Here is a 14,392-nt window from a genome sequence, read left to right as displayed (position 1 = left end):
CACAACATTCTGTCCCGCACATTGTTTCACGTGAAACGGCAGGCGTCCAAAAGCCGCCTGCCTTCCCTTCCCTATCACACATCAGAAAGGTTGAATACACCATGCTGGATATCAAGTTTGTCCGTGAGAACCCCGAGATCGTCAAGGAAAACATCAAGAAGAAGTTCCAGGAGGAGAAGCTGCCCCTGGTGGACCAGGTCATCGCCCTGGACGCTGAGAACCGCAAGACCATCCAGGAGGCCCAGGATCTGCGTACCGCCCGCAACGCCAAGAGCAAGCAGGTGGGCGTGCTGATGGGCCAGTCCAAGAAGGACCCCTCCAAGCTGGCCGAGGCCGAGGCTCTGAAGGCCGAGGTCAAGGCAGACGCCGACCGTCTGGCCTTCCTGGAGAACCGGGAGACCGAGCTGGCTGAGGAGATCCGCAAGATCATGCTGGTCATCCCCAACATCATCGACCCCTCCGTGCCCATCGGCCCTGACGACTCCTGCAACGTGGAGGTCCAGCGCTTCGGGGAGCCCGTCACCCCCGACTATGAGATCCCCTACCATACCCAGATCATGGAGTCCTTTGACGGCATCGACATGGACGCCGCCGGTCGTGTGTCCGGCAACGGCTTCTACTATCTGATGGGTGACATCGCCCGCCTCCACGAGGCTGTGCTGGCCTACGCCCGGGACTTTATGATCGACAAGGGCTTCACCTTCTGCGTGCCCCCCTTCATGATCCACGGCAACGTGGTGGAGGGCGTTATGTCCCAGACCGAGATGGACGCCATGATGTACAAGATCGAGGGCGAGGATCTGTATCTGATCGGCACCTCCGAGCACTCCATGATCGGCAAGTTCATTGACCAGATCATCCCCGAGGAGAAGCTGCCCCAGACCCTCACCTCCTACTCCCCCTGCTTCCGCAAGGAGAAGGGCGCTCACGGCATCGAGGAGCGGGGCGTGTACCGCATCCACCAGTTTGAGAAGCAGGAGATGGTGGTTGTCTGTAAGCCCGAGGACTCCATGCACTGGTATGAGCAGATGTGGCGCTACTCCGTGGAGCTCTTCCGCTCCCTGGACATCCCCGTCCGTCAGCTGGAGTGCTGCTCCGGCGACCTGGCCGACCTGAAGGTCAAGTCCTGCGACATCGAGGCCTGGTCTCCCCGTCAGCAGAAGTACTTCGAGGTGTGCTCCTGCTCCAACCTGGGCGACGCCCAGGCCCGCCGCCTGAAGATGCGCGTCAAGGGCGAGAAGGGCACCTACCTGCCCCACACCCTGAACAACACCGTGGTGGCTCCTCCCCGTATGCTCATCGCCTTCCTGGAGAACAACCTCCAGGCCGACGGCAGCGTGAAGATCCCTGCCGTCCTGCGCCCCTACATGGGCGGCAAGGAAGTGCTGGTGCCCAAGCACTAATGAACGCAGGGGCGGCCCTTGTGGCCGCCCGCATAGAATAAAGGAGTACCAAATGTCCGCAAAAGAGAAAACCAAAGGCTTTATGGCCGAGTTCCGCAAGTTCATCGCCCGTGGCAACGTGATGGATCTGGCCGTGGGCGTCATCATCGGCGGCGCCTTCAAGTCCATCGTGGATTCCCTGACCAACGACATCCTCATGCCCTTCGTGGGCCTGTTCATCGGCGAGTCCACCTTTGCCGCCCTCACCTTCCAGGTGGGGGGCGCCACCATTGCCTTCGGCAGCTTTATCCAGGCGGTGGTCAACTTCCTCATTATGGCCTTCGTCATCTTCTGCCTGGTGAAGGGCATCAACCGTTTCCACCGCAAGAAGGAGGAGGCCGCCGAGACCGCTCCGGCAGAGCCGGTGCTCACCACCCAGGAGCAGCTGCTCACGGAGATCCGTGACCTGCTGAAGGAGCAGAACCATGACTGACCGGCCCGACAACAACACCAGCCGGGAGGAGCGGGAGCCCTACGTTCCCGCCTCCCCGGTGAAGCGCATCATGGCCTGGGTGGGCATCGTGTATATGGTGGGCTTTGTGATCCTCAACCTCTACCCCTTCTTCAATGGAGGCAAATACCTCACCGGCATCGCCCCCCTCTTCGCCTGCCCCGGCATCGCCGGTATCTTTGCCATCTCCCTCTATCTGGCCCGGCACCCGGACAGCACCTATTCCCGGAAGGTGTCCATGGCCATTCTGGCGGTACTCTGCGCCGTGGGCTTTGTGGTAAGCCTGGTGCTGGGCGTCCCTCCCCTGCTGGCCAATTTCGGTATCTGAATGGAACAAGCCCCGGGACCTTACGTCCCACCGTGAAACGGAGGTAAGCGCTATGAAACGACTGCTTTCCCTGCTTTTGACCGGCTCTCTGCTTGTAACACCCGTCCTGGCCGCCCAAACCGGCGTGGAGGACTCCTTCCCCGCTGTACGGGAACCCGCGTCCTTCGCAGACGTGGCCAGCGGCAGCTGGTATACCGACGCCGCCGGTCTGTGCTACGTCACCGGCCTGCTCAACGGCACCGGCAACGGAAACTTCTCCCCCAGCCGCTCCGTCACCATCGGCGAGGCGGCCACCCTGGCCGGGCGCATCCACCATATTCTGAACGGCGGGGACGGCACCCTGCCTGAAGCGCCCGCGGAGTGGGGTCAGATCGTCCTCACCCGGGCCGACGGCACTTCCGTCGGTCTCCAGGAAAACAGCAACACCGGCTTCTGGCTGGATGAAAAGAGTCTCCAGCTCTGTTTCAATCTGGATGAAAGCTGGAAGGCAGCCGAAGGCCAGACCGTCACCCTTACCCTCAACGGCACAAACTACACTGGCACCCTTAACTGGCAGGCGCAGAGCTGGAAGCCGCCCTTCTACTTCCAGCCTGACTTCCACAGTCAGAACTACCAGCAGTATTACGATGATCTGTGGGACGCCCTGTGGCGGCCCGCCCCCGGCAGCTGGAGCCGAAACACCGCCTACTATCTGGAGACGGTGCTCCATACCGGTCCCGACCAGATTAACGGCCTGGGCGAAACCGCCACCCGGCTGGACTTTGTGAAGCTGCTCAGCCTGGTGTCCGGCGACCTGCTGGAGCCCATCAACGACATCACCGACTTCCCTGACGCCACCGAGGAGACCAAGGATGTGGTCCTCCCCTTCTATCAGGCGGGCATCCTCACCGGCACCGACGACTACGGCACTTTCCGTGCCAACGGCACCCTGAGCCGGGCGGAGATGGCCACCATGGCGGCCCGGCTCATCCGGCCGGAGCTGCGCCAGGAGTTCACCCTTAAAACGGTGGACGACAGCCGCTATACCCTTACCGCCCTGGATCTGAAGGGCGGTAAGGCCGACGGCAGCTGGTCCACCTCCTCCCTGCTCCCCGTGACCTACGAGGACCACTGGGCCCTGTACCGTGCCGACGGCACCTGGTATACCCCGGAGAAGGGCATGGTGTTCCTGGACGCCAACGAGGACGGTCTGGTGATGATGCAGGCCGCCGACGATAGCTACGCCGTGATGGACAGCACCAAGGACTGGGCCGCCGTTCCCTTTACGCCCAACTGGTCCTGCAAGCTGCTGGGAGACGGTTTGTTTATCAGCCAGCCCTCCTACGGGGCCGATCCCGTCCTCCATGACCGGACCGGCGCCTCCATTGCCACCCTCACCGGCGGCGGCCATTGGGATGTGCTCAGCGACGGTCTGGCCCCCTGCCTGGATGAGAGCGCCCGGCTGTATGGCTTTGTGAACACCAAGGGCGACTGGGTCATCCCTGCCCAGTACATCGAGGTCAAATACTTCCGTGACGGCTACGCCGCCGTCAAGCAGGAGGGCGGCTGGGGCGTCATCGACACTACCGGCAAGCTGGTCATCCCCTGCACCCAGTCCCGACTGGAGCACCGGGGCGGCCCCTGGTTCTACAGCGACTCCGGCCAGTGGCTTACCGCCGACGGCTCCGCCGTGCCTGACGCTGCCTCTTCCTATAAGGGCCAGAACATCACCCTCACCGGAAACTACTTCCGCTGCGGCACCTACTACCTGGACCGGAACTTCCAGCCCGTCACCCCCCAGATCTTCGACTGGACCGGACCGGTGGATGAAAACGGACAGGCTTTCGTGGGTATGGACGGCGCCACCTACCGGATCACCCTGAAGTAAGGGCCGGTTTTCCACATCCCCTCCCCTCTTTGGGGAAAAGTATCTGAAAAAGGAGTCAAATCCATGGCCGACGAGAAAAACACCACCCAGACTTCCACATCCTTCCGTCTGGACGCCCAGCTGCCCCGCATTCAGCAGGGACTGGATACCCTGAGCATTCATACGCCGGGAGGCGCGGAAGCCCTGGCCCAATACGGCGCCATGCTGCTGGAGCAGAATCAGGTCATGAATCTGACCGCCATCACCGATCCCGACCAGGTGGTGGACCTCCACTTCCTGGACTGCGCCGCCCTGCTCACCATCGGCGAGGACTTCAAAGACAAGACCCTCATTGACGTGGGCACCGGCGCCGGATTCCCTGGTATGCCCCTGAAGATCCTGGAGCCCTCTCTGACGGTCACCCTGCTGGACAGTCTGGGCAAGCGGGTCAACTGGTTGGAAACTGTCTGTAAAGCTCTTTCGCTTGACAAAATCACCTGTCTCCACGCCCGTGGGGAGGAGCAGGCCCATCAGGAGGGCTTCCGGGACAGCTTTGACTTCGCCGTGTCCCGGGCGGTGGCCTCTCTGGAGGTGCTCAGCGAGCTGTGCCTGCCCTATGTAAAGGTAGGCGGCAAGTTCCTGGCCATGAAGAGCGTGGACAGCGCCGACGAGGTGGACCGGGCGGCCCGGGCCATTGCCAAGCTGGGGGGCCGTCTGCTGCCCCGAGTGGACTACGAGATCCCCGGCACCGGGGTCACCCACCGGGTAGTGGTGGTGGAGAAGGTCTCCCCCACCCCCAAGGGCTATCCCCGCCGGTGGGCCAGAATGCAGAAAACCCCCCTTTAAGGGAGATTTTGTGCATATATGACTAAGTTAAGCATTGCGTCTGACGAAATAATGTGTTATTCTAATCTTATATGTCGGGAGTGAACCTATGTCCACAGCAATCGTTATCACTTCAGGGAAGGGCGGCACAGGAAAGACCTCCCTCACCGGCGGCGTAGGCTCCTGCCTGGCCGCTCTGGGGCATCAGGTCCTGTGCATCGATATGGACATCGGACTGCGTAATCTGGACCTGAATCTGGGCCTCAGTGACCGAACCCTGATGGACTTTACCGACGTGCTCTGCGGGCGCTGTCCGCTGGAGCGGGCGGCGGTCGCCCACCCGGTGATCCAGGGTCTGAACCTGATCACCGCGCCGGTGAACCTGCCCGACGAACCCCTCAGCGAGTATGCCATGCGGGATCTGGTCCGCCAGGCCAAGCAGAAGTACGACTATATTTTGATGGACTCCCCCGCCGGACTGGGCGAGGGCTTCCAGCTGGCCTGCTGCGCCGCGGACCGGGCCATCGTGGTCTCCACCACCGATTCCTCCGCCCTGCGGGACGCACAGCGCACCGTGTCGGTGCTGCGCAAGCAGCTGCCCCAGCTCCACCTGGTGGTCAACCGGGTGCAGCCCAAGATCCTGCGGCGGCTCCACACCACCATTGACGACGCCATGGATACCGCCGGTCTGCCCCTGCTGGGTATCGTGCCGGAGGACCCCCAGGTCATCCTCAGCGCCAACCGGGGAGAGCCCCTCATCCTGTGCGCCAGCCGGGGAGCCGCCATCGCCTACTTAAACATTGCCAAGCGGCTGACGGGACAAAAGGTCCCGCTGATGAAGCTGCGAGCCTGATATCTCGAAAGGAAGAGAAGGTGTAGTATGAATATTGCGTTGATGAGCCACGATCGAAAGAAAGAGCTGATGGTGCAATTCTGTATTGCGTACTGCGGCATCCTGTCCAAGCACACGATCTGCGCCACCAACACAACAGGGCGTCTGGTGGCGGAAGCTACCGGTCTGCCCGTCCAGCTCTTCCTGTCCCATGAGCACGGCGGCAGCCAGCAGATCGGCGCCCGCATCGCCTATAACGAGATCGATATGGTGCTCTTCTTCTCCGATCCCCAGTCCAGCGATCTGGACGCGGATCTGAAGTATATCACCCGCCTGTGCGACCAGTACAACATCCCCGTGGCCACCAACGTGGCTACCGCCGAGATGCTCATCCACGGCCTGGAGCGGGGCGATCTGGACTGGCGCGATATCATCAATCCCAAGACCAAGCCCTTTACCGCGTGATATTGGAGCTTTTCCGCCCCGCTCCAGCACGCCGCCCACGGCGGCGCGGCGGCTCATGCCGCCGAAGGCCGACGGAATTCACTTCCGGCGGCCGCATTTGAAATGACTGGGGTCCCCGCACGATGGGAACCATCGGGTGGGGCGCGGGGCGATTTGGACTGGCGCGACATCATCAATCCCAAGACCAAGCCTTTTACCGCGTGATTCAGACGGGCGGCCCCTGTGGGTCGCCCGTTTTGCTTAAAAAGGAGGTAAAGATGAAACAACGTGTCATTATCCCCCTGTCCTGTCTGGCCGTGGCTGTCATTTTGCTTCTTCTCCTTTTTCAAATTCACAGCCTGCGCTCTGAGGTAGATGCGCTGCGCCAGCAGTTGGACCAAGCGGAAGCCAGCATCCAAAGCAACAGGGACCAGATCCGCCTGGCCTCAGAAAACCTGGAAGATCTGCGCAATGAGCTGGTCCCCGCGCCGGTCTCCCTGACCAGGGGCATCTGCGGTATGTCTTCCTGGCAGCACGGCTCCTACTGGCCCGACCTGCCTGACGGACAGGTGCTCATTCATCTCTATTTGATGCCAGAGGAGAATACTCCGGTATCACAGCCCGGCGATATTGCCTCCTTGGCTCTCCGACTTACCGACAGCTCCGGCGCACAGCTGGCCCTGATGGATATGACCCGGGATGAGGCCACACAGGAGGACGGCTCTTTCCACTATACCGCTGATATTACCACATATGCCCAGGGAGAGGACTATACGCTGGCCTGCTGGCCCATCCTCACCACCGATGAAGGCATGATCCTGACCAGTGAAAACCCCGCCGTATCCATTGAAATGGTGGATGGAGATCCCACCGGCAACTGCGGCAGCGTATTTTTGGTACCGGAAACGGAATAAGGATTGACTTTTCCCCCTTTTCGGGATAATATCGTAAGAGCTGAAACCGCAATGACGGAGCAAGTACCGCTCACACCGCCGCACCAGAGAAGGGTCCCCTGGCTGGAAGGACCCGCGGCAGGCGGCCGGGAGACGGCTCCACCAGCGGGCCCGGAGACGGGCGCGGTCCCCTTCCCGCAACAGAAGGCCAGAGGGCGCTTTTTGAGCGCCGAACATGGGTGGCACCACGAAAGCAGGCGCTTTCGTCCCGTGACAAGGGACGAGAGCGCCTTTTTGCGGACATCCGCCCTCACCGAGCCAAAATCTCAAATGTTACAATACAAAGGAGCATTACTATGGCCCAGATCAAACCCAGAACATTGTCCGGCTTTATGGAATTGCTGCCTGCCCGTCAGGTGCAGTTCGACCGGATGGTGGACATCCTCCGCAAAAGCTACTCCCTCTACGGCTTCACCCCCCTGGACACCCCGGCCATCGAGGCCAGCGAGGTGCTGCTGGCCAAGGGCGGCGGCGAGACCGAGAAGCAGATCTACCGCTTCACCAAAGGCGACAGCGACCTGTCCCTCCGCTTTGACCTGACCGTGCCGCTGGCCAAGTATGTGGCCCTCCACCAGAACGAGCTCACCTTCCCCTTCCGCCGGTTCCAGATCGGCAAGGTGTACCGGGGCGAGCGCGCCCAGCGGGGACGGTTCCGGGAGTTCTACCAGGCTGATATCGACGTCATCGGCGACGGCAAGCTGGACATCACCAATGAGGCCGAGATCCCCGCCATCATCTATAAAACTTTTACGGCCCTGGGCCTGCGCCGCTTCCAGATCCGGGTGAACAACCGGAAGATTCTCACTGGCTTTTACGCCATGCTGGGCCTTACAGAGAAGTCGGCGGACATTATGCGCACTGTGGACAAGCTGGACAAAATTGGCCCCGAGAAGGTGCGCCAGCTGCTCCTCCAGGAGAACGGCCTGAGCGAGGAGCAGGCCCTGGCCGTACTGCATTTTATTACCATTACCGGCGATACCGCCCGAAAGCTCCAGGTGCTGGAGCTGGAGCGGGGAAAAAATCAGATCTTTGACCAGGGTCTGGATGAGCTAACCACCGTGGTAAAGTACCTCTCCGCCTTCGGCGTGCCTGAGGACCACTTTGCCGTGGACTTGACCATCGCCCGGGGCCTCGATTACTACACCGGCACCGTGTACGAGACCACCATGCTGGATCACCCGGAGATTGGCTCCATCTGCTCCGGCGGGCGGTACGACAACCTGGCGGAGTATTACACCAGCAAACAGCTCCCCGGCGTGGGCATCTCCATCGGCCTGACCCGCCTTTTCTATGTGCTGGAGGAGCAGGGGTATCTGAACGACCAAATGGTCACCTCCCCCGCCGACGTGCTGGTGCTGCCCATGACGGAGGACCTCTCCCCCGCCATCGCCCTGGCCACGGCACTGCGAAAGGAGGGCATCCGCACTCAGCTGTACACCGAGAACAAAAAGTTCAAGCAGAAGCTGTCCTACGCCGACAAGCTGTCCATCCCCTACGCCGCCTTTCTGGGTGAGGACGAGATCGCGCAGGGCAAGGTGACTGTGAAGGACCTGACCACCGGTGAGCAGCAGACCGTGACTCCCGCTGAGGCGGTGGCTCTGGCCCAGGCCGGTCTGACCGCCCGGTCCGCCGGCGCTCCCATCCGGGACAAGGACTGAATGGAACTTTCCCCCTTCCCCATCGTCTATAGGGAAAAGACCTTCCCCCCTGAGGGGGGAAGGTGGCCCGTAGGGCCGGATGAGGGGATCTGCCCCTTTTGGATCTAATTAGGAGGAATGTTCCATGAAAAAGCTTGCCGCTCTGATTCTGTCCGCCGCCCTGCTGGTGGGCTCCGCCGCCGCCATCGCCCCCGAGGAGGCCTTCCCCAAGGTCAACGACTACCCCGGCTTCATTGATGTGGAGGCCGGTTCCTGGTACGAAGATCCCGCCCGCATCTGCGCCGAGGTGGGACTGATGCAGGGCACGGGCCACGCCTTTGCCCCCTTCCAGATCCTCACCGTGGGCGAGGTGGCCACCATCGCCGCCCGCATGAACGAGGCCATCACCGGAGACCCTATCCCCATGGCCACTCCCAAGCCCGGCGAGACCCTGCCCTGGTACTTCTCCTATGTGAAGTATCTGGAGGATCTGGGTATTGACGTGCCCGACCCCACCAAGCAGGCCACCCGTCAGGAGTTTGTGTCCATTCTGGCCGCTGTGGTGCCTGAGGAGATGCTCTCCCCCATCAACACCATCACCACCCTGCCCGACACCAAGGATGAGGCGGTGCTGCGCTTCTACAACGCGGGCATCCTCACCGGCGTGGACAACTGGGGCACCTTTGCTGCCAATAACAGCCTGACCCGTGCGGAGACCGCCGCCATGGTGGCCCGTGTGGCCCGCACCGACCTGCGCCAGACCTTCACCCCTGCCGACTACACCCCCTTCACCGCCGCCGGTCTCAAGCCCTCTGACGTGCTCTTTACCAACGGCACCACCGCCGGGGCCTACCTGCCCTATGTGCAGAGCCTCATCGACGGCCTGGAGGCCGACTGCGCCGCCCAGGGCATGGAGTTCAACTGGTTCAACACCGTGGACGGGGTCACCTTCCTGGACTACGTGAAGAACACCGCCCTCACCCACTTCGGCGTCACCGCCAAGGAGGGCACCGAAGCGTACAAGAACTTCGACGTGCAGGTGTACTACAGCAAGGTCATCGACCTGCGCAGCTGACCTTCCCCCCGCTGGGGGGAAGGTGGCCCGGAGGGCCGGATGAGGGGGAGTAGGCAAGCAGGGCCCCCTCATCAGTCAGCCTGCGGCTGACAGCTTCCCCCCACTGGGGGGAAGCTATTATCGTCCGGCCCTTCTTTTGTGTCCCATTTGTATTTTTACTATTATATATTACAATCTGGAGTTGATTTCACATGGCTAATGTCAAAACCGCCTACCGCACCCACACCTGTGGGGAGCTCCGCATGGAGCAGGTAGGCCAGACCGTCACCCTGGCGGGCTTCCTGGAGAACTTCCGTGAGGTGGGCGCCAGCCTGGGTTTCGCCGTCCTGCGGGACTTCTACGGCACCACCCAGGTGGTGGCCGAGACCGAGGAGATGGTCAAGACCATCAAGGCCCTGAACAAGGAGTCCACCATCGCCGTCACCGGCGTGGTGCGGGAGCGTGACTCCAAGAACCCCAAGCTGCCCACCGGCGACATTGAGGTGGTGCCCGAGAAGATCGAGGTGCTGGGCCGCTGCCGCCACAACGAGCTGCCCTTCCAGGTCAGCCGCAGCCGTGAGGCCGACGAGACCCAGCGTCTGAAGTACCGCTACCTGGATCTCCGCAACCCCACCGTCAAGAACAACATCATCCTCCGCTCCCAGGTGGTAGCCGCCCTGCGGCAGGCCATGACCGCCCAGGGCTTTATGGAGATCACCACCCCCATTCTGACCGCCTCCTCCCCCGAGGGCGCCCGTGACTACCTGGTGCCCAGCCGGAAGCATCCCGGCAAGTTCTACGCCCTGCCTCAGGCTCCCCAGCAGTTCAAGCAGCTGCTGATGGCCTCCGGCTTCGACAAGTACTTCCAGATCGCCCCCTGCTTCCGGGACGAGGACGCCCGCGGCGACCGCTCCCCCGGCGAGTTCTACCAGCTGGACATGGAGATGGCCTTTGCCGGTCAGGAGGACGTGTTCGCCGTTCTGGAGCAGGTGCTCCCCCCCATCTTCGCCCAGTACGGCACCTACAATGTGGCCTCTGAGGCCCCCTTCCGCCGCATCTCCTATCTGGAGGCCATGGACAAGTACGGCTCCGACAAGCCCGACCTGCGGATCGACCTGACCGTCACCGACGCCACCGAGGTGCTGGCAAACTGCGGCTTCGGTCCCTTCGAGGGCAACACCGTCAAGGCCATCGTGGTGTCCGGCTTTGAGGGCACCCGCAAGCAGATCGACGGCATCTGCAACGAGGTGGAGGTCCAGTCCGGCAACAAGGCCTACTGGTTCCGCTACGATGAGAAGGGCGAGATCGTGGGTGGCATCGCCAAGTTCGTCCAGCCCATCAAGGACGCCGTGGTGTCCGCCCTGGGCCTGGAGCCCGGCTGCTTCGTGGGCCTCACCGCCGGCAAGCTGCTGACCGCTCAGAAGACCGCCGGCGTGCTCCGCTCCAAGCTGGGTAACTTCTGCCCCAACCACATGGATAAGGAGCGCTACGAGTTCTGCTGGATCGTGGACTTCCCCATGTACGAGATCGGCGAGGAGTCCGGCGAGCTGGAGTTCTGCCACAACCCCTTCTCCATGCCCAACGGCGGCCTGGAGATCCTGAAGAAGGCCGCTGCCGGGGAGGTGGACCCCCTCAGCATCACCGCCTTCCAGTACGACCTGGTGTGCAACGGCGTGGAGCTGTCCTCCGGCGCGGTGCGGAACCACGACCCCGAGATCATGATCGAGGCCTTCCAGCTGGTGCGGCTGGGCGAGGAGGACGTGAAGGCCAAGTTCCCCGCCATGTACAACGCCTTTACCTACGGCGCGCCCCCTCACGCTGGTATCGCCCCCGGCGTGGACCGCATGGTCATGCTGCTGGCCGGCGAGGACTCCATCCGTGAGATCATCCCCTTCCCCATGAACAAGAACGCCCAGGACCTGATGATGGGCGCTCCCTCTTTCGTCACCGACGCCCAGCTCAACGAGCTGAACATCGTGTGCACCAAGCACGAGGACGAGGAATAAACCCAAACAGAACGGCCCCCATCGGAAAAACCGATGGGGGCCGTTTTCTTGCCTGTAGGGGCGGCCTTTATGGTCGCCCGCCGCTTGCTCACCCCTTTGGGGGTTCCGCATTGGTGGGAAGGATCAGTTCAAATATCCGCTCTGCCTTGGGCGGCTGGCCGCCCGCCGCCTTCCAGCCCGCCGCAAAGGCCAGGCGCACCATGGAAAATAAGTAGTTTTCCGCCTCATCATATTCGTGCCGGTCCAGGAAGTTGGAAAAGGCCTCTTCAAATCCGTTTGTATACATCTCTATCACCACCACTATTTTACACGATAAAACACTATAAGTCAAAATGAAATCGTAAATCATAGTATCATCCAAGATAGAGGTGGTACTGTGAAACCCTTAAAGAAAAGTGTCAGCATCACATTAGATCAGCCTGTTATTGAAAAAATACAAAAGCTGGCCGAGGCGCAGGACCGCTCCCTGTCCAGCTATATCAATCTGGTGCTCCGGGCCCATCTGGAGGCCCTGGAACACAAGCCCGATTAAACGTTCACGCCCGTGGGGGCGGGCAGATCTGCCCGCCCCCACGGGCGGCTTTTTTGTGCCGGCGGTCTGCACAGAACGGGCTGTGGGGGACACCGGCCACTATGGAAAACCGATTGTCAAAAATGCCGCCGCACCCGGCCGGGCCGGTCCAGGGTATAGCCCCCCAGCTGTTCCAGCCGTTCCCGGAAGGCCGGGCTTTGCAGCACCTCCAGCAAAGCCCGTACCACCGGGGTATCCCAGGCGTCGTCGGGGATGAGCAGGTCGTACTGCTCCACGCACACCGGCAGAAAGTCCAGGTCATACAGCCGGGCGGCGGACAGGATGCCCATGCCCGCGTCGGCGGTACCGGAAGCGATCTGGGCGGCCACCGAGGTGTGGGTCAGCTCCTCCCGGTCGTAGCCGTACACGGCGGCAGGGTGGATGCCCTCCTTCCGGCACAGGTAGTCGGCCAGAATGCGGGTGCCGGAGCCCTTCTGCCGGTTGACGTACCGCAGGCCGCGCTTGGCGATGTCCCCAAAGCCCTTCAGCCCCAGTGGATTGCCCTTGGCCACCATCAGCCCCTGGGCGCGGCCCACGCACTCCACCTGATACACGCCCCCGTTAGGAAAATACTGTTCCAGATAGGCGGTGTTGTAGCTGCCGTCGGCCTCGTCCAGCAGGTGGCACCCCGCCCCGTGGGCCTCTCCCCGGCGGAGGGCCATAATGCCTCCCATGGAGCCCACGTGGGTGGAGCTCATGTACAAGTCAGGGTGGGTCTGGTGGAGCAGGTCGGCCGCCTCGTCCAGCAGGGGGTCGTGGCTGCCCATCATCACCAGGGTGCGCTCCAGCTCCTCCCGGGGCCGCAGGAGCGAAATGGTCACCGTCTCCCCCGCCTCAATGCCCTCCTTGCCCTGGGGAATGTCCAGGATGCCGTCGGCCTTCATAAAGGAGGACACCACCCCGGCTCCCCGGTCCAGAGGGGAGGCCACCAGCTTGTCCCCCACCTGGCCCAGCCGCACCCGGACAAACTCCCGGTATTTCAGCCCCGACACCACCCGCCGGGCCAGCACCGCCTCCGCCTGTTCCCGGGCGGGGGCCTTTTTGCCGGTGCAGTGTTCAATGAGGGGACGGAGCAGGTGCTCCAGCACCAGAATCCCGCTGACCGGGTAGCCGGGCACCCCCAGCACGGGCACCGGGCCGCTCCGGCCCAGAATGGCGGGCTTGCCGGGGCGGATGGCCAGTCCGTGGCACAGCACCTCCCCCACCGTGCCCATGACGGCGGCGGAGTAGTCCTCCCGGCCCGCCGACGACCCGGCATTGAGCACCACCAGGTCACACTCCTCGATAGCCTTCGTGAGGGCGGCGGTGAGGGCTTCCGGATTGTCCTTCACGATGGGGTAGGTCTTGGCCTGACCCCCCCACTCGCCGATCATGGTGGAGAAGATGGAGGAGTTGAACTCCAGCACATCCCCCGGCTGGGGGTGATCGGTGGGGGGCACCACCTCGTCCCCGGTGGGGATAATCCCCACCACCGGGCGGGTGAACACCTCCACCGTCAGCACGCCCCCGGCGAGCATGGCCCCGATGGCGGCGGGGGTGATGGAGGTATGGGCGGGGAGGAGCATCTCCCCGGCGCACACATCCTCCCCGATCTGCCGGATGTGCTGCCAGGGGGCGGCGGCCTCATGGAGGATGGCCCTCTCCCCCTCCCACAGCACGTCCTCGATCATCACCACGGCGTCCTTCCCCTCCGGCAGGGGGTCGCCGGTATCCACCACGGTGAACTGATCGGGCTCCAGGGTCACGGGCGTGGTCTCGGTGGCCCCGAAGGTGTCCGCCGCCGCCACGGCGATGCCGTCCATGGCGCAGGCGGGATAGTGGGGGGCGCACAGGGTGGCGTAGACCGCCCGGGCAGTCACCCGGCCCGCCGATTGCGCCGCCGGCACCGTCTCGGTTTTGGGTTGAAAGCCCCCCTCCGCCAGCCAGGCGGGGTAGCGCTCCTCCGCCTGCTCCAGGGGGAGCTTGGTCAGATAGGTAAAGGGCATAAAAACGCCTCCTGATAC

14 protein-coding genes are annotated in these 14,392 nt (G+C 62.6%); 12 read left to right on the top strand and 2 right to left on the bottom strand.

Annotation, left to right across the window (positions count from 1 at the left end):
• Nucleotides 1–101 precede the first annotated feature (101 nt).
• From serS to aspS, 11 genes are all read left to right on the top strand, one after another.
• Complete coding sequence (serS, locus tag WHJ28_RS11690) at nt 102–1,403, top strand: serine--tRNA ligase (RefSeq protein WP_340042295.1); 1,302 nt, start codon at nt 102–104, stop codon at nt 1,401–1,403.
• A 52-nt stretch (nt 1,404–1,455) separates the two neighbouring features.
• A complete protein-coding gene (mscL, locus tag WHJ28_RS11685) occupies nt 1,456–1,875 on the top strand; it encodes a large-conductance mechanosensitive channel protein MscL (RefSeq protein WP_340042294.1) in 420 nt (139 codons plus the stop codon).
• A complete protein-coding gene (locus tag WHJ28_RS11680; protein WP_340042293.1) occupies nt 1,868–2,221 on the top strand; it encodes a hypothetical protein in 354 nt (117 codons plus the stop codon). The genes mscL and WHJ28_RS11680 overlap by 8 nt, the downstream gene beginning before the upstream one ends.
• 52 nt (nt 2,222–2,273) lie before the next feature.
• Entirely contained in the window at nt 2,274–4,088 is a 1,815-nt protein-coding gene (locus WHJ28_RS11675) for a WG repeat-containing protein (RefSeq protein WP_340042292.1), read from the top strand.
• A 63-nt stretch (nt 4,089–4,151) separates the two neighbouring features.
• Entirely contained in the window at nt 4,152–4,913 is a 762-nt protein-coding gene (gene rsmG / locus WHJ28_RS11670) for a 16S rRNA (guanine(527)-N(7))-methyltransferase RsmG (protein ID WP_340042291.1), read from the top strand.
• Between the two features lie 88 nt (nt 4,914–5,001).
• Nucleotides 5,002–5,745, top strand: coding sequence for a septum site-determining protein MinD (gene minD, locus WHJ28_RS11665; RefSeq protein WP_340042290.1), 744 nt, complete (start codon nt 5,002–5,004; stop codon nt 5,743–5,745).
• A 27-nt stretch (nt 5,746–5,772) separates the two neighbouring features.
• Nucleotides 5,773–6,189 carry a methylglyoxal synthase gene (locus WHJ28_RS11660; RefSeq protein ID WP_087187280.1) on the top strand — a complete coding sequence of 139 codons (417 nt, stop codon included), beginning with the start codon at nt 5,773–5,775 and terminating at the stop codon, nt 6,187–6,189.
• A gap of 257 nt (nt 6,190–6,446) precedes the next feature.
• Nucleotides 6,447–7,082 (top strand): hypothetical protein, encoded by a 636-nt coding sequence (locus WHJ28_RS11655; protein WP_340042289.1) that lies wholly within the window; start codon nt 6,447–6,449, stop codon nt 7,080–7,082.
• Between the two features lie 335 nt (nt 7,083–7,417).
• Nucleotides 7,418–8,779 (top strand): histidine--tRNA ligase, encoded by a 1,362-nt coding sequence (gene hisS, locus WHJ28_RS11650; protein ID WP_340042288.1) that lies wholly within the window; start codon nt 7,418–7,420, stop codon nt 8,777–8,779.
• Between the two features lie 124 nt (nt 8,780–8,903).
• Complete coding sequence (locus WHJ28_RS11645; RefSeq protein WP_340042287.1) at nt 8,904–9,833, top strand: S-layer homology domain-containing protein; 930 nt, start codon at nt 8,904–8,906, stop codon at nt 9,831–9,833.
• Between the two features lie 191 nt (nt 9,834–10,024).
• The gene (aspS, locus tag WHJ28_RS11640) at nt 10,025–11,818 is read left to right on the top strand and encodes an aspartate--tRNA ligase (protein ID WP_340042286.1); all 1,794 of its coding nucleotides are present in this window, start codon (nt 10,025–10,027) and stop codon (nt 11,816–11,818) included.
• Nucleotides 11,819–11,906: 88 nt separating this feature from the next.
• On the opposite strand, the gene WHJ28_RS11635 is transcribed toward aspS, so the two are convergent.
• Nucleotides 11,907–12,104 carry a hypothetical protein gene (locus WHJ28_RS11635; RefSeq protein ID WP_340042285.1) on the bottom strand — a complete coding sequence of 66 codons (198 nt, stop codon included), beginning with the start codon at nt 12,102–12,104 and terminating at the stop codon, nt 11,907–11,909.
• A gap of 90 nt (nt 12,105–12,194) precedes the next feature.
• On the opposite strand from WHJ28_RS11635, the gene WHJ28_RS11630 reads away from it, so the two are divergent.
• A complete protein-coding gene (locus WHJ28_RS11630; protein WP_340042284.1) occupies nt 12,195–12,350 on the top strand; it encodes a ribbon-helix-helix protein, CopG family in 156 nt (51 codons plus the stop codon).
• A 116-nt stretch (nt 12,351–12,466) separates the two neighbouring features.
• On the opposite strand, the gene WHJ28_RS11625 is transcribed toward WHJ28_RS11630, so the two are convergent.
• On the bottom strand, nt 12,467–14,374 hold the full coding sequence (locus WHJ28_RS11625) for a molybdopterin biosynthesis protein (RefSeq protein ID WP_340042283.1): 1,908 nt from the start codon (nt 14,372–14,374) through the stop codon (nt 12,467–12,469).
• Nucleotides 14,375–14,392: the final 18 nt, after the last annotated feature.

Source organism: Flavonifractor porci, assembly GCF_037572415.1.
In the GTDB taxonomy this organism is placed as follows: domain Bacteria; phylum Bacillota; class Clostridia; order Oscillospirales; family Oscillospiraceae; genus Flavonifractor; species Flavonifractor porci.
Note: the sequence above shows the minus strand (reverse complement) of the source record. Positions and strands in the feature narration are given on the sequence as shown.